The sequence below is a fragment of the Caldivirga sp. MU80 genome (assembly GCF_001663375.1).
Lineage (GTDB): Archaea > Thermoproteota > Thermoprotei > Thermoproteales > Thermocladiaceae > Caldivirga.
Map to the genome: position 1 here is coordinate 20,060 of NZ_LCTF01000017.1, position 20,792 is coordinate 40,851.

The 20,792-nt window shown below is 50.5% G+C and carries 17 protein-coding genes; 6 read left to right on the forward strand and 11 right to left on the reverse strand.

What is annotated here, in order from left to right; translation table 11 throughout:
- The 5 genes from AAX04_RS06200 to AAX04_RS11635 are packed head-to-tail and all read right to left on the reverse strand — an operon-like array spanning position 1 to position 5,523.
- Positions 1–816, reverse strand: a complete 816-nt coding sequence (locus tag AAX04_RS06200; protein WP_066795652.1) for a shikimate dehydrogenase — start codon at positions 814–816, stop codon at positions 1–3.
- Positions 798–1,850: a 3-dehydroquinate synthase family protein gene (locus AAX04_RS06205; RefSeq protein WP_066795655.1), complete on the reverse strand. Its 1,053-nt coding sequence runs from the start codon at positions 1,848–1,850 to the stop codon at positions 798–800. The genes AAX04_RS06200 and AAX04_RS06205 overlap by 19 nt, the downstream gene beginning before the upstream one ends.
- Entirely contained in the window at positions 1,847–2,842 is a 996-nt protein-coding gene (gene aroF / locus AAX04_RS06210; RefSeq protein WP_066795657.1) for a 3-deoxy-7-phosphoheptulonate synthase, read from the reverse strand. Before aroF ends, AAX04_RS06205 begins: the two co-directional genes overlap by 4 nt.
- Positions 2,843–2,846: 4 nt before the next feature.
- Complete coding sequence (locus AAX04_RS06215) at positions 2,847–3,848, reverse strand: chorismate mutase (RefSeq protein ID WP_162270116.1); 1,002 nt, start codon at positions 3,846–3,848, stop codon at positions 2,847–2,849.
- Positions 3,841–5,523 (reverse strand): transketolase C-terminal domain-containing protein, encoded by a 1,683-nt coding sequence (locus tag AAX04_RS11635; protein ID WP_162270117.1) that lies wholly within the window; start codon positions 5,521–5,523, stop codon positions 3,841–3,843. The genes AAX04_RS06215 and AAX04_RS11635 overlap by 8 nt, the downstream gene beginning before the upstream one ends.
- A gap of 257 nt (positions 5,524–5,780) precedes the next feature.
- Between AAX04_RS11635 and AAX04_RS11905 the strand changes: the two genes are divergently transcribed.
- On the forward strand, positions 5,781–5,951 hold the full coding sequence (locus AAX04_RS11905; RefSeq protein WP_156519726.1) for a hypothetical protein: 171 nt from the start codon (positions 5,781–5,783) through the stop codon (positions 5,949–5,951).
- The gene (locus AAX04_RS06225; RefSeq protein ID WP_066795713.1) at positions 5,944–7,197 is read left to right on the forward strand and encodes a glycosyltransferase; all 1,254 of its coding nucleotides are present in this window, start codon (positions 5,944–5,946) and stop codon (positions 7,195–7,197) included. The genes AAX04_RS11905 and AAX04_RS06225 overlap by 8 nt, the downstream gene beginning before the upstream one ends.
- A 12-nt stretch (positions 7,198–7,209) precedes the next feature.
- Here the strand turns inward: AAX04_RS06225 and AAX04_RS06230 are convergent, their stop codons facing one another.
- Positions 7,210–8,388 carry an ATP-binding protein gene (locus AAX04_RS06230; protein WP_156519727.1) on the reverse strand — a complete coding sequence of 393 codons (1,179 nt, stop codon included), beginning with the start codon at positions 8,386–8,388 and terminating at the stop codon, positions 7,210–7,212.
- 503 nt (positions 8,389–8,891) lie between these two features.
- Between AAX04_RS06230 and rgy the strand changes: the two genes are divergently transcribed.
- The 3 genes from rgy (at position 8,892) to AAX04_RS06245 (ending at position 14,818) form a co-directional block, all read left to right on the forward strand.
- Positions 8,892–12,746: a reverse gyrase gene (gene rgy / locus AAX04_RS06235; protein WP_066795663.1), complete on the forward strand. Its 3,855-nt coding sequence runs from the start codon at positions 8,892–8,894 to the stop codon at positions 12,744–12,746.
- A gap of 248 nt (positions 12,747–12,994) precedes the next feature.
- On the forward strand, positions 12,995–14,383 hold the full coding sequence (locus AAX04_RS06240) for a YeeE/YedE thiosulfate transporter family protein (RefSeq protein ID WP_084761229.1): 1,389 nt from the start codon (positions 12,995–12,997) through the stop codon (positions 14,381–14,383).
- A gap of 93 nt (positions 14,384–14,476) precedes the next feature.
- Positions 14,477–14,818 carry a Rieske 2Fe-2S domain-containing protein gene (locus AAX04_RS06245; protein ID WP_066795666.1) on the forward strand — a complete coding sequence of 114 codons (342 nt, stop codon included), beginning with the start codon at positions 14,477–14,479 and terminating at the stop codon, positions 14,816–14,818.
- On the opposite strand, the gene AAX04_RS06250 is transcribed toward AAX04_RS06245, so the two are convergent.
- Entirely contained in the window at positions 14,778–15,449 is a 672-nt protein-coding gene (locus tag AAX04_RS06250) for a uracil-DNA glycosylase (RefSeq protein ID WP_369818410.1), read from the reverse strand. The two genes, AAX04_RS06245 and AAX04_RS06250, sit on opposite strands and share 41 nt — an antisense overlap.
- Positions 15,450–15,523: 74 nt before the next feature.
- Entirely contained in the window at positions 15,524–16,285 is a 762-nt protein-coding gene (locus AAX04_RS06255) for a metallophosphoesterase (protein WP_162270118.1), read from the reverse strand.
- A 69-nt stretch (positions 16,286–16,354) separates the two neighbouring features.
- Here AAX04_RS06255 and AAX04_RS06260 point away from each other — a divergent pair, with 69 nt between their 5' ends.
- The gene (locus tag AAX04_RS06260) at positions 16,355–17,680 is read left to right on the forward strand and encodes a glycerate kinase (protein ID WP_066795678.1); all 1,326 of its coding nucleotides are present in this window, start codon (positions 16,355–16,357) and stop codon (positions 17,678–17,680) included.
- Here the strand turns inward: AAX04_RS06260 and AAX04_RS06265 are convergent.
- From AAX04_RS06265 to AAX04_RS06275, 3 genes are all read right to left on the reverse strand, one after another.
- Complete coding sequence (locus tag AAX04_RS06265) at positions 17,677–18,444, reverse strand: ABC transporter permease subunit (protein ID WP_066795681.1); 768 nt, start codon at positions 18,442–18,444, stop codon at positions 17,677–17,679. The two genes, AAX04_RS06260 and AAX04_RS06265, sit on opposite strands and share 4 nt — an antisense overlap.
- Before the next feature lie 38 nt (positions 18,445–18,482).
- Positions 18,483–19,571 (reverse strand): substrate-binding domain-containing protein, encoded by a 1,089-nt coding sequence (locus AAX04_RS06270; protein WP_066795685.1) that lies wholly within the window; start codon positions 19,569–19,571, stop codon positions 18,483–18,485.
- Between the two features lie 105 nt (positions 19,572–19,676).
- The gene (locus AAX04_RS06275; protein ID WP_066795689.1) at positions 19,677–20,753 is read right to left on the reverse strand and encodes an ABC transporter ATP-binding protein; all 1,077 of its coding nucleotides are present in this window, start codon (positions 20,751–20,753) and stop codon (positions 19,677–19,679) included.
- Positions 20,754–20,792 lie beyond the last annotated feature (39 nt).

The window sequence follows — 20,792 nt, forward strand, 5'->3', positions numbered from 1 at the left end:
CTACTCCCCAGAGGACTTGGTGATACCCCTAATGAACTTAACCACCTCCTCCACGCCTGGTTCACTGAACCCCCCAATCCACAGTTTATCAGCCTCAATGGCCTGCCTAACCAACACCTCAATGCCATCGATGACCGTTAACCCCAGTTCCCTACCCCTCCTAACCAGTTCCGTGTCACTTGGCCCATAGGCCATGTCCAGTATCATTGAAACCTCAAGCTTCCCCAGGTTAAGCATCCAAGCCTCCTCACCACTGATGGGTGTTGCGTTCACGAGTAGGTGGGGCTTGCCGTAGTCACTACCTAATTCAGTGACACTGCAGTTAACGCCCAGGGTGTCGGCTAGTTTGCATAGGTCCACTGCCCTCTCCCTAGTCCTATTTAGGACCTTAATGGACCTGCACCCAAGCTTAGACAGGGCAAGCACCACAGCCCTGGCCGCACCCCCAGCGCCTATTATCAACGCCTCCTCACCCCCGTAACCCCTCGCCAACAGTGAGTCCTTAACAGCTAGGTAATCGGTGTTGTGGCCAATAAGCCTCCCCTCATTATTAACCACAGTGTTCACGCTACCTATAGCCCTGGTGTCATCGTCAAGTTCATCTATTAGCCTAGCCACCGCAACCTTATGGGGTATGGTTACGTTAAACCCGTTGAGGGAGTCCCTAGCAAACTCAATAAAGTGGGGTAGCCTCTTTGAGGTTACCCTGAGTGGCACGTAGTCGGCATCGATGTTTAGCCTCCTGAAGACATAGTTGTGTATCTGGGGTGATAGAGTGTACTCCAGTGGGTAGCCTATTAACCCAAATACCCGCATACCTCCCTCACCAGCCTAAGGTAATCACTAACCTTAACCTTAACCTTGACCCAATCACCCACGTCAGTGACCATGGGTATGTTTAAGTAATCCCCAGTCCTCTTCTTATCACCCATAATGGCCCTTAGCAGGGAGTCTAGGTTAACCTTAATATCCTGCATGAGGTTCAGCTTGGTTAGGGATTCGGCTATTAGGCCTGGTACATCTGGTTTTGTGTAACCCAGCTTAACCCCTATTGAGGATTCGCAAACCATCCCAAGCCCCACTGCCCTACCGTGACTAATGCTGAAGCCTGATGCGGACTCCAGGGCATGACCCACCGTGTGGCCGTAGTTAAGCACTATCCTGACACCAAGTTTATCAAACTCATCGGCCTCAACCACCTTAGCCTTATTAACCAGTGATGAGTATATTAAATCCTCAAGCAACGTCCCATCCCTAGCCATGACTCTGTCTACATTGTCGTTGAGCCTCCTGAACAGCCCCTTATCCATGGTTACGCCGTACTTGAGGACCTCGGCGAATCCGTCTAGGTAACTGGCTTGGGGTAGGGTCTTTACAAAGCCTAGATCAACCACTATTTCAACAGGCTGCTTGAAAACACCAATAACGTTCTTCAGATTAGCCGCGTTAACACCTGTCTTCCCACCCAGGGCGGCATCAACCATGGCCAGCGTCGTGGTTGGCACATTGACGTGGTCAATCCCTCTCATGTATATTGCCGCGGCGAAGCCCACCACGTCTAGGGTGCTGCCACCGCCTACACCAATCATAACCCCACCCCTATCCAGCGAGTGGTTCATTGAATCCTTAATCACCTCAAGAACCGTCTCAATGCTCTTCCCCTCCTCCCCATCCTTAATCATGATCCTTGGGCAGTACCCCTGCTTAACCAATCCACTTATTGATGATGGTGTAATCAACACGCACCCTGTGTACCTCTCAAGGAGCCTCCTAATCTCCTCATCAAGTGGTTGATTAACCAGGACCTTAACCTCCCCACTGCACTGGCTCCTGTAGGTGAAGCTCCTCATAGACCCCTACCCAATGCGTACGCCACCGCCTTGGCCTTGCTCATTAATTCACGGAACATGTCGAAGGTTAACTGCTGGTCCGCATCAGACAACGCTTCCCAGGGTTTGGGGTGAACCTCAACGATGAGCATGTCGGCGCCGGCTGCTATGGCTGCTAGGGCGAGTGGTATGACGTACTCCCTCCTTCCGGCTGGGTGGGATGGGTCCACGCAGATGGGTAGGTGGGTTAGCCTCTTAGCAACCACCACGGCGCCTAGGTCCAGTGTGAACCTTGTGGAGTTCTCGAAGGTCCTTATGCCCCTCTCGCAAAGCACCACGTTGCCGTTGCCCTCAAGCATTATGTACTCAGCTGCCTCAAGCCACTCCTCCACGGTGTTGCCCATGCCCCTCTTAAGTAGGACTGGCTTACCGGCCCTACCCACCTCCCTGAGTAGGTCAAAGTTCTGGGCGTTCCTGGCGCCTATTTGAAGCATATCCACGTAGCTGGCCACGGTCTCAACCATCCTAGTATCCATGACCTCGGAGACCACCGGTAACCCAACCTCATCAGAAACCCTCCTAAGTATCTTCAAACCCTCAACCCCAAGCCCCTGGAAGCTGTATGGGCTTGTCCTAGGCTTAAAGGCACCACCCCTAAGCAACCTAGCCCCGGCCTCCTTAACAGCCTCGGCTGTTTCCCTCACCTGCTCATAGCCCTCCACGGCGCACGGCCCTGCGGCAACCACAACCTCATCGCCACCCACCCTAACCCCTGAAACATCAATGATACTCCTCTGCCTCCACTGCCTGCTGGCCAACTGGTACCTAGTCTTAACGTTAATGATCACGGCCCCTGGGTCTATTAACTTAACAAGCCTCTCGTCAACTATGGAGTCCGGCCACGTTACTATTAACTCCTCCCCAAGTACCTTAACCTCCCTGAACCTCACCTTAACCTTATCTAAGGCTGAGGCAACGTCACCCAGCCTCCCTGGGGTCACCCTTATTATCACGGCCTCACCCCTCGATTACCTTACTCAACTCACCCCTACTAACCGCTGAATTAACAATATTAATATACTTAATCAACTCACCCCTAGCCTCCCCCGCATACGGGTTCATTTCCTGTATCTCCTCAACCACATCAATCTGCTCCAGGACCCTCTCAATGGCCCTCATGGTGTATCTTAGGCTATGGGTGGCCACAGCCCCTATGTTGACGTTGCCCAGTTTACCAGCATCCCTAAGCATCATGTAGAGGGCCAGTAGTGTTAAGTGGTGGGCGGCCTGCACATAGGCCATCACCTTATCGTGCGTCTCAGGGTCACTGATTATGACTGGCTTTAGGCCTGCCGCCTCAAAAAGCTGCATTGCCATTGGTAGTGAATCCCTACTCGTAACCGATGGTATTAGGATTACTGCTTCACCCCACGTATCAGCCACGTTACCGAAGAGTGGGTGTATGCTAAGGTACCTGAAGCCTAACTCCCTAGACTCCTCCTCAATGACCTTAAACATCCTTGACTTAACGGAGAAGGCATCCATCAAAACCCTACCCCTCAGTTTATCGCCGTGAACCCTAATGTAGTTAATGGTCTCCTCAGTGGGTCTCGTGGCCAGTATGACTACGTCTGAGTTTGGCAACTCATCCCTCATGCTGATCAGCGTTGTGGGTGTGACTGGGCTTAAAACCCCCTTAAGCACCTTGCCCAGTCTCCCTGAGCCAACCACGGTAACTCTTACGCTGTATAGGTTCCTCGTCTGCCTCCTGGTGGCTGCCCTCACCACTAGTTCAGCTATGCCCCTAGCCGAGGCTTCGTCAAACCCAGCCTCAACGAGTCCATTAACCCACCTACCAATGACCTCCTCCTCCCTCTCCCTATCCACAGGTGGTATGCCCAGCTTCCTCTTAACGTCACCTATGGCCTCGGCTATCGACAACCTCTTGGCAAGTAGCCGAATTATCTCATCGTCAACGGTATCAATCTCCTTCCTTAACTGCCACAGCACGCTACTCACCTTTAACCAGCCTAAGGGCCTCCTCAACAATCCTCCTGTGGGTTAGGTTCATGTACTCCATCAACTGCCTAGTTGACCTACCCGACCTACCGAAGCCGTTAACCCCAATCATCCTAATGGGTACTGGGTAACCCTGGGCAACAACCTCAGCCACAGCGGAGCCAACGCCGCCTGTTGTGGAATGCTCCTCAACGGTCAACAGCGCCCCGGTCTTCTTAGCCGCCTTAATTATGGTGTCAGCGTCTATTGGCTTCAGGGTGCTTAGGTTGATCACCATGGCCGACACGCCAAGCTTCCCCAACTCCTCAGCCGCCATTAATGCATCCCACAGCACAGGCCCTGAACCCACTATGGCTACGTCATCACCATCCCTCAACACGGTTGCCCTGCCAATCCTAAACTCCCCATCACCAGTGATCCTGGGTCCGTAATCCCTGCCAATCCTGACGTAGGCGGGCCCCTGATGCTCCATTAAGGCTAGGATAGCCTTACCCGCCTCGTTGGGGTCGGCTGGAACCACCACGGTCATGTTAGGCAGCGTCCTCATTAGCGATAGGTCCTCTAAGACCTGGTGCGATGCGCCATCGGCGTAATCGCTTAAGCCGGCATGGGTCCCGATTATCTTGACGTTTAGGTTCATCCTAGCCACCGTGTTCCTGACCTGCTCCCAAGCCCTCATCACGAACATTGAGAAGGCTATTGCAACAGGTCTTAAGCCGGCTATGGCTAGGCCACTGGCCACCCCTATCATGTGCTGCTCAGCTATGCCAACGTCAATGTACCTATCGGGGTACTTCTCCTTAAACCAAATAGCCCTAGTTGAACCACCCACGTCGGCCGTGATTACGTAAAGGTCCCTGTACCTTTCACCAGCCTCAAGCAGTGCCTTCCCGACGGCATCCCTCATTGACCCAAAGCCTGGTTCACCTCCATCGTCAAGTATCCTCTGCCTGCTCGTACCCTCAATCTCGGAAACCCCCCTACCCCTAATCGTCCTTGCAATAATAGCCTTTGGGCCATTGACTCCATGGGCCTGGATTAAGGCATCTATCAACTCACCTGGGTCATGGCCATCGCACTCGATTACTGCGAATCCAAGGGCCTTAAGCATGTCGACGAGCGCTGCTTTAACACCCCTTACGGGTCCATCCAGTTGAACACCGTTGTAGTCTATTATTACGTAGAGGTTGCTTAACCTAGCCTCAGCCGCATCCATTAACGCCTCCCAGGCCTGCCCCTCGTCAAGCTCCCCATCCCCAACCACCACGAAAACGTTACCCGATGCACCCTTAGCCAATAACCCCCTCGCCAAGCCCACTGCAGTGCTTAACCCCTGGGCTAAGCTACCCGTTGACACGGGCACCGTGGGTAGTTTAGTCTCTGGGTGGCCTTGAAGCGGGCTCCACGGTTCATTGATCATCATCAACTCGCTTTTATTAATAACACCCAGTTCGGAGAGGATTGCGTATAGGGCTGGCGCGGCGTGTCCCTTTGACAATATTATGTAGTCCCTTTTCAACGGATCCTCATCAAAGGCGTTAACCATTAGGTATAGTGTCGCCAGTATGTCCAGGCTTGATAGTGATGAGCCTAGGTGAGTGTGTGGGTCTATTAGGCTTAGGCCTGTTAATATTGAACGGGCCCTATCACTTACCTCCTTGATCTTATTAACCAAGTTTGCCCTAGCCCCCTTTACCATTCCAGGTATTCCACGTGGGTCCCGAATTCCATACCAATCTAAGAATCCCCCTATACAGTCTATATTTTTAAGCATTACCCATAAGTTAACTCCCGCTTCCCCTAGGGAGCCTCAGAATACCATTACATTGGGCTCATTGACGCATCGGCATGTTTCATGAGGGTAAATGGCCCTGCAGGTCCTTAATTAGGTATGGCATAAAAGAGAAAAACCCTCAGCTATTACTGCTCTCCGTGGATAACATTATTGAAGTGGGGGTGTGGAGTCTCGCCCAATGCGGATTGCTGCTTCACAGTCAACCAGCCCAATGGAAGATTCAACCAGTAACACCACTGAGGTTAATGCGTAACAGTCATGAGGTTGGTGAAGCAATGAAGGACATGTGGGGTGGGTGGCGTGGGTAATAACGTCCTTGTAACCCACCATTACTGGGGGTCACCTGGAGGTGGGCAGTTGGTATGCGCCTCAGCGGCCCTAGCCCTAGAGCATCTTGGGTTTAACCCAGTGTTGACTGGGACCTTTAAATTCAACCCAAGTAAGTACGTGGATTGGTATGGCATAGACATATCAAAGTACCCCGTGGTCACCTTACCACTTGGTGGCATTAAGGCCTTTGGGCTTTGGACGAGGTTATTTGTGTGGTACCCGGCGGCTAAGGCTATTAACAGGTACCAGGCCGTGATCATGTTCACGGATGAGGAGACCTATAAGCCAATAGTGCAGTATAGGGACAGGGGCTTAAGCATAATAGAGTACATACACTTCCCCTTCGAGGTCGTGGTTGACCCGAGGTTTAGGGGAACTGGGTTAGCCTACGGGGAGGACCCCTACGTTACGGAGAGGTACAGTAGATTCCCGATGAACATGTACTGGGGCGTGTTCACTAGGCTACTCCCACACTACATTAGGGAGAACCCGTTTAACGATGCAGACCTGGTTCTAACCAACTCAAGGTGGACCGCTGGGGTGGCTAAGATGGTTTACGGTGAGGAGCCCACAGTGCTTAACCCACCAATAGCCCCCAACACAGAGATAGTGAGCGAGCCAAGGCCCTTCGATGAGAGGGGCAACTGGGTTGTCATGCTCGGTAGGTTCAGCGAGGAGAAGAGGTATCATTGGGTTGTGGGTGAGTTAATGCCCAGGCTACTCAAGGAGGTGGGGCCAGTTAAACTCATTATATTCGGTGGTGCAACAACCAGGACCCAGTTAATGTACATGAACAGGGTCATTGACCTAGCCTCAAGGGCTGGTTTAAGGGTTTCAAGGGACCTAAACCAGGAGGCTGACGTCTACGTGATACCCAATGCACCCAGGCAGCTGATAAATAAGATGATGGATTCAGGGAGGGTGTTCCTCCACGCAACTATAAATGAGCATTGGGGTATAGCTGTAGCTGAGGCGATGGCGAGGGGCCTACCGGTGGTGGTCCATAAGAGTGGTGGTGCGTGGAGTGACCTGGTTGAGGAGGGCAACACCGGCCTAGGTTACGTTAACGTTGATGAGGCCGTTGACTCGATAGCAAGGCTACTCAAGGATGCTAAAGCCTGGGGCCACTACTCATCGGCATCGGTGGTGAAGGCGAGCAGCATAACCCTGCAAAACTTCATATCAAGGTTCAGTGATTTGCTTAAGAGTGAGGGCTTAGTGTAGGGCGCCTTAAGTTTAATCAACCCTTATTTCACCAATCTCCTTAAGCACATCCTCAGGCTTCACGTTAATGCTCCCCCTCCTAATCATAGCCCTCAACACCCAGTAGTGGGCTGGGATTTGGTATGCGTAATACCTGCCAATCCACGGTTCACCAGGTAAGTTGCTCAAACCCTCAGCGCCCACCAGGCTGATTAAGATATTCTCCTCAAGTAGTCGTCTAAATAGTGGAAACTCACCCCAGAATGTTTCAGAGTGGCCTGTTCCATCTGGTTGACCCACGTACTGCTCATTAATGCCGAGGCTGCTCAACCTCCCCTTACCGTACTCCATCAACTTAGTTAACGTACTCACATTCCCTATTAAATTATTAACCTCACTCACTACGCCGCTAAGCCACCTTTCAACATTCCAATTGTGCCTGATCACGAGGTCCTCAAGCATCCTCACGTTCCCACCCAGCAGGTTCCATAGCAACTCGGCATTAATGTCACGCTTACCTGTTAACGCAGCTACCTCATTAATCACCTCTATGAAGGCTGATTTGGGCAGGTTCCAGAGGAGAAAAAGTGATGTAAGCCCCTTACTACCAAGCCTCCTTGCAACGTTTACCGCCGCTTGGTCGCTTAGTGCAAATACAGTAACCTTGGGTTTATCCGTGAAGTAGCTCCAAACCCCCTCGCCTGGGTGTTCGTGGGCCTCAGCGAAGAATTCAAGTAGGCTGGATAATGCTACGTATTCGCCATCCCCCCTCTCCTCCTTTAGGTACTTATCAAGGTTGTCGATTAGTATGAGTAGGCGCCTTGCCTCCATTACCTTAACTCTTGATATGGCGTATGTTATGCCCTCCTTTAAGGCCTCGGCAATCAGTATCCCCGCCTTTAAGGTATCCACGTTACCCAACAGTGAGCGGACTCTCTCCACAACCTCCCTACCATTGGGTAGGCTGGACTCCAGTATGCTTGATAGTGCCCTCCCCTCAAAGTTCATGTAAACAATGAATACCTCCCCACCCAGTGACTTAAGGGTGCTGTTAATCAGTGAGAGGAATGTGGTCTTCCCAGCACCATAGGGCCCATAGATAATGCGAATACCCACGTACCTCAACGCCTCACCAAGGAACACCCTAGCCTCATTCTCCCTATCCCTAAAGTGTATCCTGTACCCGCCGAAATCCACCATCGCATTACGCATTCGCTCAACTACTGCATCAGCTAAATGATACACGTGGAGTGTATATGTATAGGGGATTTATTTAAAGCTGCACCCAGATTAACCCCATGCTTCATCGCTTAACTGGGGCTGCCTCAGTTTCATGATTATTTGCAACGTTTATTATTGTTACCCTCAAATAAACTTAATAAACTTAGCCTTAACGCCCTTATTGGTTATCCTTGGGTTTCCGAGACCCGTAATGGCTGGGAACCCTAGGCGACTAATGGGGGCGGCTACTGTGAGTAAGCCCAAGGAAACCGCTAAGAAACAGACAAATAAAACCACCACCCGCAGAGAGACGGTGCGGTTGCTCATGGGTGATTTTAGATGTCTTTAATGGGGAAACGCTTATTAATTTAAGTTAAGCCTTGGTTAATGAAGAACCCCAGCCCCTTCCTAAGGGCGGCCTTCCATGCGGGTGGTGCGGCGTTTTTCAAGAAACGCTTTTTAAATCCTCCACAACCAATACGGATTGAATCCCAATGAGAAGCAGTAGTAGCGGCAGCGGTGAGGAACCACTGGTGCTTTACCACGGTATGTGCCCGAACTGCGGTGGCCCAATCACCTCGGATAGGCTAGGCAACGGTCTACCATGCCACGTCTGCCTCCCTGAGGTGGGCAGGCTTAGGGCTGCGTCACTCAGGGAGGTGTTGAACATACTCAATGAGTCAGGTAGGTTGATTAGGCTTAGGGAAATGTCGAACCACCTGGCTAAGTACAATGAGTTCTGCGAATTATTCAAGAGGGCTACCGGCGCATCCATGTGGGGTGCCCAGAGGTTTTGGGCTAGGAGGCTGGTTAAGGGTAAGAGCTTCGCAATAGTTGCACCAACGGGTAGTGGTAAAACCACCTTCGGCATAGTTGCATCACTATACGTAGCCAGCAAGGGTGGTAAGGTCCTAATGGTGTTCCCAACGTCAACCTTAGCTTACCAGGTCTATAAGAAGACCTTGTCCTACAGGGATGCCGTTAATAGCGGCGTCAGGGTGGTTACTTATAATGGCCTACTGAGTGATAAGGATAAGGAGGAGTCTCTCAAGGCGATTAAGTCCGGGGACTTTGACGTACTTATTGTAACAAACGCCTTCCTACCCAAGGGCATGGAGTTGCTTGGTAGGTTCAGGTTTAACCTAATCTTCGTTGACGACGTGGATAGCGTTATGAAGGTCTCAAGTAGGAACATTGAGAGGCTCCTACTGCTACTTGGGGTGCCGGGGGAAGCCATAGATAAGGCCCTTGAGGTTGCCAAGGCCAGGGATCAGAAGGAGAGGGAGACCAGGTTGAGTGAGCTGAGGAGGATGCTCGAGGGTAAGGTAATAGGTTCACTGGTGGTCAGCGGTATGCTAACTAGGGTTAGGAGGACGGCCCGCGCCGCATTATTCAGGGAGATACTGGGCTTCGATGTTGGTGGTAGGGCTGAGGGGCTTAGAAACATAGTGGACCTCTACATTAAGCCTGGGGGTGACGTGAGGCGCATAATCCTTGAAGTGGTGAGGAGACTTGGTGATGGTGGCATAATCTACGTACCCACCGACATGGGTAGGGAATTCGCCGAGGAGTTGGCCAAGTACCTGGCTGATAATGGGGTTAACGTTGGGCTTTACCTGAAGCCTAAGAGGAAGCTCCTGGAGGGCTTTGAGGAGGGTTTAATACCGGTTCTAATAGGCCTGGCAACCTTAAGGTCAGCCCTGGTTAGGGGTATTGACCTACCGCATAGGATCAGGTACGTTGTGTTCGCCGGCGTGCCTAAGATGAGGTTCAGGCTTTCAATGGAGGAGTTTAACCCAGGGCGCTACATAATGCTCCTCTCCTCTCTCAGGGTCATAGCCCCCAACGAGTACAAGTTGAGGATTGATAAGGCAGTCGCCGGCCTCAGGAACATAATGACCATGAGCCAGGATAGGATTAACCAGTTGATTAAGGCCCTTGAGAGCGGTGAGCAGCTGCAGGGCTTTGATAAGTACGCATCTGAGGTGATTAGCAATGCCGTTAAGCTAGCCCAGGAGTTGCTTAACAGGGATGAAGTGAAGGAGGCCATGGGCAAGTCAATCGTGAACATACAGCGTGTGGGTAATGAAATATACGTAATCCTACCAGACTCACCAGCCTACATTCAGGGCACCGGTAGGGCGTCGAGGATGTTCCTGGGGGGCATAACGCACGGACTATCGGTGCTTATAGTGGATAATGAGGCGGTCTTCAATAGCCTAAGCAGGGACTTGAAGTACAGGCTAGTTGACTTCCAGTTCATTAAGTACGAGGACTTTAACATTGATGAACTCCTTAAGACCATTAATGAGGAGAGGGAGTTGATTAGGCAGATAATGAGCGGTAACGTACCACCCAGCATAAGGCAGATTGACCCACTTAAATCAACCCTCATAATAGTTGAGTCACCCACCAAGGCGAGGACTATAGCCAACTTCTTCGGTAAACCCAGCGTTAGGGTGCTCGGCAACCTGATGGTTTACGAGGTTACCTCAGGCAACCTACTCCTCAACATAGTGGCCACCAAGGGGCATGTCTTCGAGTTGGCCACTGAGCAGTTCACCCAGTCAACGGGCAGGGACGTTGAATACGTGGCCAGGTACGTGTCAAGCAATGTTAGGGACTACTACTCAGTGTTGAAGGTTGACGGCAACTTCATACCAATATACTCAACGATAAAGCGTTGCCCAACCTGCGGGAGGACATTCACCGATGAAGTCACCACATGCCCATTCGACAACACACCACTGGTTAGCAGTGAGAGTATTGTTAACCTGCTAAGGGACCTGGCAACTGAGGTTGACCTAGTTCTAATAGGCACGGACCCGGACTCTGAGGGGGAGAAGATAGCCTGGGACGTTTACAACATGCTTAGGCCCTTCGTTCAGGACATAAGGAGGATTGAGTTTCACGAGGTCACCAAGAGGGCTATAATGAACGCCCTAGCTAACCCAAGGGGCGTCAGTGGCAGTATGGTTAAGGCGCAGCTGGTTAGGCGCATTGAGGATAGGTGGATTGGCTTCGGTCTCAGTTCATACCTCCAGAGAGCCTTCAACGACAGGAACATGTCGGCTGGTAGGGTCCAGACCCCCGTGCTAAAGTGGATAATAGACAGGTACATTGAGTACAGGAGGAATAGGGTGATTAGGCTTACCGTTAGGAAGAGACTCAGTGATGGCAGATTCATTGATGTTTCCTTTGACAGGGCCACTAATGGTGATGAAACGGCTAAGGTTAGGCATGACTTAAGGGATGTGGCTAAGAACAAGGGTGAGTTGAGGCTGGTTATCAATAAGCTTAGTGAGAGTGAAGAGGAGGTTAACCCACCTCCACCCTTCACCACGGACTCAATGCTAACCGAGGCCACCACTAGGCTTAGGGTTGGAACTGAGGAGGTTATGAAACTTGCCCAGGACCTGTTTGAAATGGGTTTAATAACGTACCACAGGACAGATAGCACCAGGGTTTCAGCGGTAGGCATTAACGTTGCTAAGGATTACATAACCAACAGGTTTGGTGAGGGTATGTTTACGGCTAGGGAGTGGGGTGCAGGTGAGGAGGGTGCCCATGAGTGTATTAGGCCTACGAGGCCCATTGATGCCGAGGAGTTGAGGAGCCTAATAGACAGCGGCGTGCTTAAGCTTAAGTTAACTAATAGGCACATAATGCTCTACGACCTGATATTCAGGAGGTTCATAGCAAGCCAAATGCCCAGCGGCGTCGTTAGGAGGATTAAGGTTGAGGTCAGGTTAATGCGCAACGGCGATGTACTATCAACTAAGAGCGATGAATTCGTAACGGGCATAGTTAAGGAGGGCTTCCTAGCCATATACCCAACCATAAGGATCACTCAATTCCCAGGATCATCAATGGAACTACCCATAACCGATGAGGATGAGGTAACCGTCAAGACTGTCCACACGACATACCCATACAGGGAGGGTGACATTGTCGCCGAGATGAAGAGAAGGGGTATAGGCAGGCCATCAACCTACGCCAAGATAATAGAGACCCTTAAGAGGAGGGGTTACGTTAAGGCAGTTGGGGCAACCAAGGTCCTAATACCCACGAAGCGCGGTGTATTAACCTACGTATGCCTATCCAGCGATAGGGAATTGGCTAAGCTATACCTAAGCACGAGGCGTAATAAGGCTCAGGAGGACGCTGAGTTCAACAATTTAATTAATCAATGCGGCGTGAACTTCAAGTGCCTCATAAGCGAGGACAGGACTAGGATGGTTGAGAAGCGCATGGACAATGTCGAGAATGGTGACGAGGATTACCTAACCGTACTCCATGAACTATTCAATGAGGCTATTAAATACGGCATAATGCCCCAAGGCCAATAAGATGAGGCGAAGGGCCTAGTATTTTTAATGCTCCTCTTTTACCGGGAATGATTTAGGTATTGCATGGTTTGATATAATTACTAAACCTTTTCCATCATCGGGATAGCGCCTTAAGGCCTTACACCATGTACTCTTAAAAGTATTGGTCAAACAATGGACCATATGTTTAATTAAGCATAATATTGTCAAATATTTGGCTAAGTATGTATTTTTTGGACTAGCTGGCTAACCTTTTTGAGGTGACTTAGGTGAAGTTGGAAACGGTCTACGAGAAGGATAGGATGGTGGTCTCAATAGCCAGCTGGGCTCTACTAGCCCTGGCGCTGGCTATGCTACTAGGCGGTATATACATGCAGGTTGTTCTTCATGAAACCAAGGCCCCACTATGGCTTGGTATATTTGCCGCTCTACCACTGGCCATACCGCTTGAGCTCTGGAACTTCTCAGATCCTGACACATTATTTAGAGTTATGGCGCTACAGGATAGGTTCCTGGTGGCGTGCTTCGGATTTGCAATAGGCCTTGGCGCAATTTTACTATATGGGTTAAACTTATTCACACACCCCAACTTCGGCATTAAGGCGCTCTTCATCGGTGGCATAGTGCTTGGGGGCTTACTGTTCGGTGTTGGGGTTGGTTTAGCTGGTTACTTCCCGGGCACCATATGGATAGCCCTTGGGCAGGGTAGGAGGGATGCTGTTTACGCAGTGTTAGGTGGCCTACTTGGCGCCTTCACCTGGTCTGTGATATTCGGCTGGGCTAGGGGTCCACTATGGGATGCGTTAAACTTCGGCACCATAACATGGCCCCAGTTGTTTGGAATACCCTTCAGTGATAAGGTTGGGATGTTTGAGGGGGCTATAGTGTTCGGCATAATAATGCTCCTGGTCTTCCTATTCCTACCCAGGTACCCCAAGCAGCCCATTAAGCACGCCTGCGGCCCACACTTGGCTGGTATTGGTAAGGAGACCACCATAAGGTTCACGGACATGATGAACGATGACATAGCGAAGTACCCTAACCAGAACAGGTTCCTGGTTGAGTTGATAAATGAGAGTAGTGTTAGGAATGCGAGGTTCATACTGGTGTTGGGTGCGGCATTCACCATAGAGGCCGTCGCAGTGATAATACTTCACCAAATCTTCGGTGAGTCAACAACCTACTCCTGGATAGGTGCCCAGTTATCTTACTTAGTTAACCCGTATTGGGCTGCCTCTAACCCATATTTCCAGCTCTTTGGCGGTATGCACATAGTTAATGGTGTACCGGTTAATAAGCCCTTCAGTGAGATCGGCTGGGAACCCATAACAGACTTAAGCACGTTCCTAGGCGGCTTAATATCATCTCTGTTCATATCAAGGAGATTCATGGGCTTTAAGCCGCAGATACCGAGGGTTTGGGCCCACAGGTTCGGCTACTCAACATGGAAGAGGTTCCTCGGCTCCTTCTTTGGAGCCTACCTAGTGCTCTTCGGGGCTAGGATGGCTAATGGGTGCGCCAGTGGTCACATATTGAGTGGCGACGTACAAATGGCTGTTTCAAGTTTCCTATTCCTAATAATGGTCATGATAGGCAGCATGCTAACGCTGAGGTACGTGCTCAAGCTGAAGATAAACGACTGGGGCTATGCCCAGTAACAACCCGTAAGTGATATATTAAAATTCAAAACCATAATCTTTTCCCTTCACATTCGGGTAACGCTTATAAGTGGTGCATTTTGGTTGAGTTTCATGGGTTTCAGGGTTAACATACTGGTTAAGGTGTTTGAGAGGAGGAATTCAATCATAGCCTGGGTTAACAATAAACCCATCCTGATAGTTAAGTATGGGGATAGGTTCTACGGCATGGACGCGGTCTGCGCCCACATGGGTTGCGCCCTATTAACTGACGTTAATGGTTACGTGGCCACTTGCCCAGCCCACCTGGCTAAGTACGACGTGAGGACTGGTGAGATGATTGAGAAGCCCTCAGTTAGGCCTGACGCGCCGTGCGAGTACATGCAGGTTAAGGCTCCACTAAAGACCTACAGGGTCAACGTAACCCCTGAGGGGTTCCTTGATGTCGAGGATTAAAGCAACCAGCCTCCCTAGAGGCTGCACAAAGGATGTTAACCAGGTCGTTGAGACTTAACCTACCTGTGTTTGTGTTTCTCGGACTTGGGTGGTAGCTGGCGTATATCGTTAAACCATTCAGCCTAAGGATTTTGCCGTGTTTAAAGGGGGCCTTTAAACCAAGGGCCATTAGGACACCACTCCACGCCACGGCACCAAGGGTTACAATGACCCTAGGCCTAACTAATTCCATTTCCCTAACAAACCAGTTAGAGACACAGTTCCTTAACTCAATGGTTGCGGGTTTATTGCCAGGTGGTGCGCACTTAACTACAGAGGTTATGTAAACGCACTTAACAATGGTCCCATCAGCCCTATTAATGCTGTATGGGTTATTGGATAAACCACATTGGTAAAGCGCCTTGAAAAGGAATTTGGCGCTTGAATCACCGGTAAACATCCTCCCAGTCCTATTACCGCCATGGGCTGCTGGAGCCAGGCCAACTATCATTAACCTTGAATTGCTTAAATCACCCCACGGTGGTACAGGCCTCCTCCAGTACTCCTCACCCATAAACCTAAGTGATGGTTTAACACTCTCCCTATACTTAACTAACCTATCACACAACCTGCATTTGACCAGTGACTCCACGAGTTCTTGATATTTCACGTTGATGTTCATTAGCCTTAGGTAAATCCATGGCTGGTTTAAAAGGGAATCTGCCGTTACTTAAGCCACTCGTCAAGGCCCATGGACCTAGCCCCCTTAACCTTACCCTCAACCTTGACCTCCCTGCACTCACGGTATTCATCAGGTTCAATTATGTTCACAGCGCCGTTGCTGTAATCAATTATGAATGGTGAACCAGCCCCCTCGAAGGCTACGTTAACCACTGTTGATTCACCTAGCCTAACGCACCTGACCCTTGAACGGTGAGCATGGCCATGTATAGCCAAGACCCTAGCTGTTGATAATGCATATTCAAGTCTCCTCGTCCCTAGGAATGGGTAATTGGCCTCATCCTCACCCTCAAGGGTCGCGTATGTTGGTGAATAGTGCGTTAAAAGTATGGCTCCTCTAAGCCCCCTAAGCCTACTGATTAACCAATCACCCCTCCTTCTATACACTTCCCCAATATTTTTAACATTCCTCTCCTGCCACTTGGTTGGCCTATCCAAGATACCTCTGGATCCGATTACCCTCACATTGTTAACCACCACCTCCTCATCATTAAGCAGTATCATACCGTTCAATCCCCTTAACCCTCTCAGCTTCTCATCATACTCCTCGTTACCTGGTACAGCTATTATTGAGTCTGCCTTACCTTTAAGTAGATCCAGGATGATCCTGTAGTACTCAACCCTACCACCGTCAACCATGTCACCGGCTAATAGTGCAACATCAACGTGGTCAATACTTGCTAAACTATCCTTAAACTCACCCAGGTGGTGTGGTGAATGAACATCAGAGGTAGCCAGTATCCTCACGTTAATTAAGAGCTAAAAGCCGCTTATTAACACTTCGCACAGGCCCCCAGTTAAGCAGGTGGGTGGCTCATGGCGTCGGTTACGTACCAGGGTAGGAATTTGGCTTTTAAACTAGTTAACCACATTCTAGTGCTATCAGACCCAGCCCCCGTGGTTAAGAGGTGCCTAAGGCAATTGGGTATTGGCTTAGTTGAAATTTGCGGTAGGAGGTTTAAGACTAGGCATGTGGCGGTGGTGGCTATTGGCAAGGCCGCCCCTAGGCTTATCGACGGTGCACTGGGTTCCATTGAGGTGACGAGGGCTTTAGCCGTGATACCCAGGGGTTGGGTTAAGCCTAGGGTTAGTGGTGTTGAGGTTATTGAATCCACGCACCCACTGCCAAGCGACCTAAGCATCAAGGCGGCTGAGGAGATCATTGAATTATCTAGGACGCTGGGCAGGGGTGACTTGGTCATCTTCCTAATCAGTGGCGGTGGTAGTGCCCTGGTGGAGTTGCCTAGGCCACCCTTAACAATCGAGGACTTGACGGAGTTGAATAGGCTAATGTTGAGTTCAGGCATGAGCATCAGTGAGATTAATACAGTGCGTAAGCACGTTTCAATGGTTAAGGGGGGTCAATTGGCCAGGTACTTCACAAGTAGGGGCATCAGCGTCGTTGGGTTGTACGTGAGTGACGTACCTGGTGATGATCCATCACTAATAGCTAGTGGACCAACGGTGCCCGATAAGTCTAGTTTCGTAGACGCAGTCAATGTGCTTAAGGTTAGGGGGATCTGGGGTAGTGCGCCAGCGGTGGTTAAGGGTCTCCTTGAGGACGGCGTTAAGGGAGTGGTGCCTGAAACGCCGAAGAGGCTGAGGGCGTTTAATAGGGTTATCTTAACCAACATGGACGTTTTAAGAGGTTTAAAGACCATGTTAAGTGAACTTGGGTTTAGGTCAGTTATACTGACGTCTAGGCTTGAGGGTGAGGCTAGGGAGGTTGGGAGAGCCTTGGCGTCGGTGGCCCTGGACTCGGCCAGGAGGGGTACGTTGCTGAGGAGGGGTGTTTTACTGGCTGGTGGTGAACCAACCGTGACGGTTAGGGGTAGTGGTAGGGGTGGTAGGACAATGGAGTTGGCCGCCTCCTTCGCCAAGTCCGTCAGTGGTCAAGGCAAGGTATCAATACTAACCCTAGCCACCGATGGCATTGACGGCAACACGGATGCCGCAGGCGCCTATGCTGACCACACCACGGAGTCTAGGGCGTTGGCTGCTGGTTTAAGCATCGACGAGTCCCTGGCCAATAACGACACATACACCTTGTTCAGCAGGCTAAACGACCTAGTCGTAACCGGCCCCACGGGCACTCAGGTTAACATGGTTTCACTCATACTGGTTAACGTGACTGGCGGTTAACCGTTAATAGGCCTGTTGAGGTAATGCCTAACCGCCTCCATGATGACAAGCACCACCAGTGAAACGAGTAATGTGGCTGCGGCGTAGCTTAACGCCGGCTCTAACCCATATGTTTCGTAGTAGTACCACACAAGCACTGAGGTTGGGTAGACATAGTTAAACAGTGGTGGGGTGATTACGTAGTAGGCTACTAGGGCTATTGAACCGAATTCACTTATGGCCCTAGCCCATGCCAGTAGATAGGACTCCACCACCTCGCCAATTGTCATGGGTAGTATTAATTTTGTGAAGACACGCATCCTACTCATGCCGATGGCTAACCCAACATCCTCGTAGACTGGGTCAATCCTCTCGAAGACTTGGACCAGTGAACCTACGGCTATTGGTGAAGATACTATGAAGTAGGCCAGTACTAGGCCAAGCAGTGAGTTCACTATGGGTAGTCGCCTAACCAGGGGTATTGGTGATAGGGGTGACGCCATTATGAGTATCGCTAAGCCAACCACGGTGTGGGGTATGGTTATTGGTGAGGATAATAACGCCGAGGTGACCCTACTAGCCCACCCAGGCACCATACCCCTTGCCAACGCATACGCGACAGGGGCGCCCAGTAATAGGCCAAGTGCCGCCGCAGTCATGGCACCCGTGAAGGTTAAGGTTAGGCTTTGCGTGAATTGACTGTTAGTGAATATAGACAGCAGGTTAAGGGGGTCCGCTAAACCCATGTATATGAGCGTAGCCAGTGGTGCTACTAATAAAATCATGTAGTATCACTACTGAGAAGTAGAAGGGTAGGTAACCATTATCCATTGTAGACCACCTCACTTGAATTCACCAACAGCCTCAACTGGGTGGGTACCTGGGTTAAGTTGCCGTAGATTATGGCCGGTTTAATTGGGGTTATGCCCAGCCCCCTCATTAACTCACGGCCACGGTGAGATATCAGAAACAGTATCAGTTTAACGGCCTCATCCTTATACCTATACTGGTTTGGTATCGTCACGGCCAGTTGAATAGGTGCCCCCCTTATGACGAGTGGCTTCCCATTAACGATTATTGTGACTGATGCCTCAGAGTAAAGGTTACTGTAACTGGGGTCACCGAGGTTAATCATGGGTAGTAGTGGGAAGTAGGGCAGGTTAGCCACCTCAGCCGAGGACTTGTATATGGCTATGTCGAACAGAACCTTACCTAACTGTAGAGGACCCAATAGCTCACTCCCCGCCAAAACCTCATACACCTCCCCAGTCCTATTCAATTCATTAAACAGGTTAACGTAATAACCCACCCCAATACCTGAGGCTATGCCGGCTAGTTGAAGAACCATTAAAGCCCTATACCCCTCAGGGTCAGTGTTGGGGTTTGAGGCTCCTATTACATAAGCCCCATACCTCCTGGCAAGGCTAATGGTGTAGTTTGAGGACATTAGGTTGAGGAACTTGACCGTTATGTTAACCGCTAATTGGTAATTGCCGGTCTTTAGGGCTGCCGCCTCCTCCGCTGTTAGGTTCTTAACCTCACCCATTAGTGGCTCTGGGAGTTTGGGTGAGTAGGCTATCACTATTTCATCGCCGGCTATGGCAATGTACCAGCTCGCATCGTGACTAGGGTACAATATTGACGTCAAAATGTACGGATCTATGGAGGCGTATATCCCGTAGTAACCCGGGTTAAGCAGGACCTGCCTAGCAGCCTCAACAGAACCCATAGCCGTTATTGCAACTGGGACACCAGCCCCAACGCCAGCCTCCTTAAACAACTCAGCATACAGCGAGGCGGTTATAACCGGGATCCTGGGGTTGGCGTCACCCCTACCCACAAGCACGTAATACCCAGTGAGTAATCCAGTGATTAAAGTAAGGGCCACTATAATAACTATTGTGGCCTTCATAAACTGCATGACGTATTCCTTGGCTTATTACACTTACTCTCATATTATTGTAAAGATTAACATCAGCATCACCCACCCCTCTTACTAATCATCAAGGCTTCCCCACTAAGGCTTCACGGATACTAAAATATCCCCATCGTTAACCTTGATTAACCTGCCATTAGCCTTACTAAAAAGCATGATACCGCTCCTCCTGGCTGCTATGGTAACCCTACTACCCGCGGTGGGGGTTAGGTTAGTTGCCATCTTTAAGATGCGGCCATTGACGTTGACCAAGACCAAGTTGTAATTGCCTTGAAACTCCACGGCTTCAACAACCCCAGTACCGATTTCAACGTAGTCCTTTAAACCAGAATCACCGCTGGCTATTGTTAAGTCCCCTGGCCTAACCCCAAGGTAAACCTCCCTGGCTTCCCGTGAAAGAGGATTGGTAATCACGGCCTCGATTACGTTAAGTTCACCCATTAGGCCAGCCACCTCCAATGAGGCTGGTTCCCTGTACAGGCTGACTGGTTCACCGACTTGGGCAACCCTACCCTTAATAATCACGGCAGCCTCATCAACCAGGTTAATTACGTCCGATGGGTCATTACTGGCTATGATAACCGTTATTCCAAGTCTCCTCTGAATGCCCCTAACCAACTCCCTGGCCGTAGGCCTGTATCTAGCGTCGAGGTTGCTGAATGGTTCATCCATTAGGAGTATGCTGGGGTTACCCACGAGGGCCCTGGCTATGGCCACCCTCTGCTGTTGCCCGCTGGACAACTGGGTTGGGTACCTACTCAGCAGGTCGCTGATTTCAAGCTCCTCAGCTATTAACCTGACTGACCTATCCACCTCAAGCCTGGGTACATGCCTAACCCTGAGGGGTAAGGCTACGTTATCGTAGACTGTCATGTGCGGGTATAGGCCTAGGTTCTGAAACACAACCCCAACACCCCTTTTAGCCGGTGGTATGAATACGCCAGCCTCAGGTGAGGCAACCAGCACCCCATTAATCCAAACCTCACCACTCGTCGGCTTATTCAAGCCAGCTATTATTCTGAGTAGGGTCGTCTTCCCTGCCCCATTAGGCCCAATTAACGCGAATAACCTACCCTTACTAATCGATAAATCAATGCCGTTCAACGCCACAACATCTCCATACACCTTAACCAGGCGCCTAACCTCAACACTACTCATGCCCAGGCTTAGCACCGGGACAGCGTTTAAAAACCATTA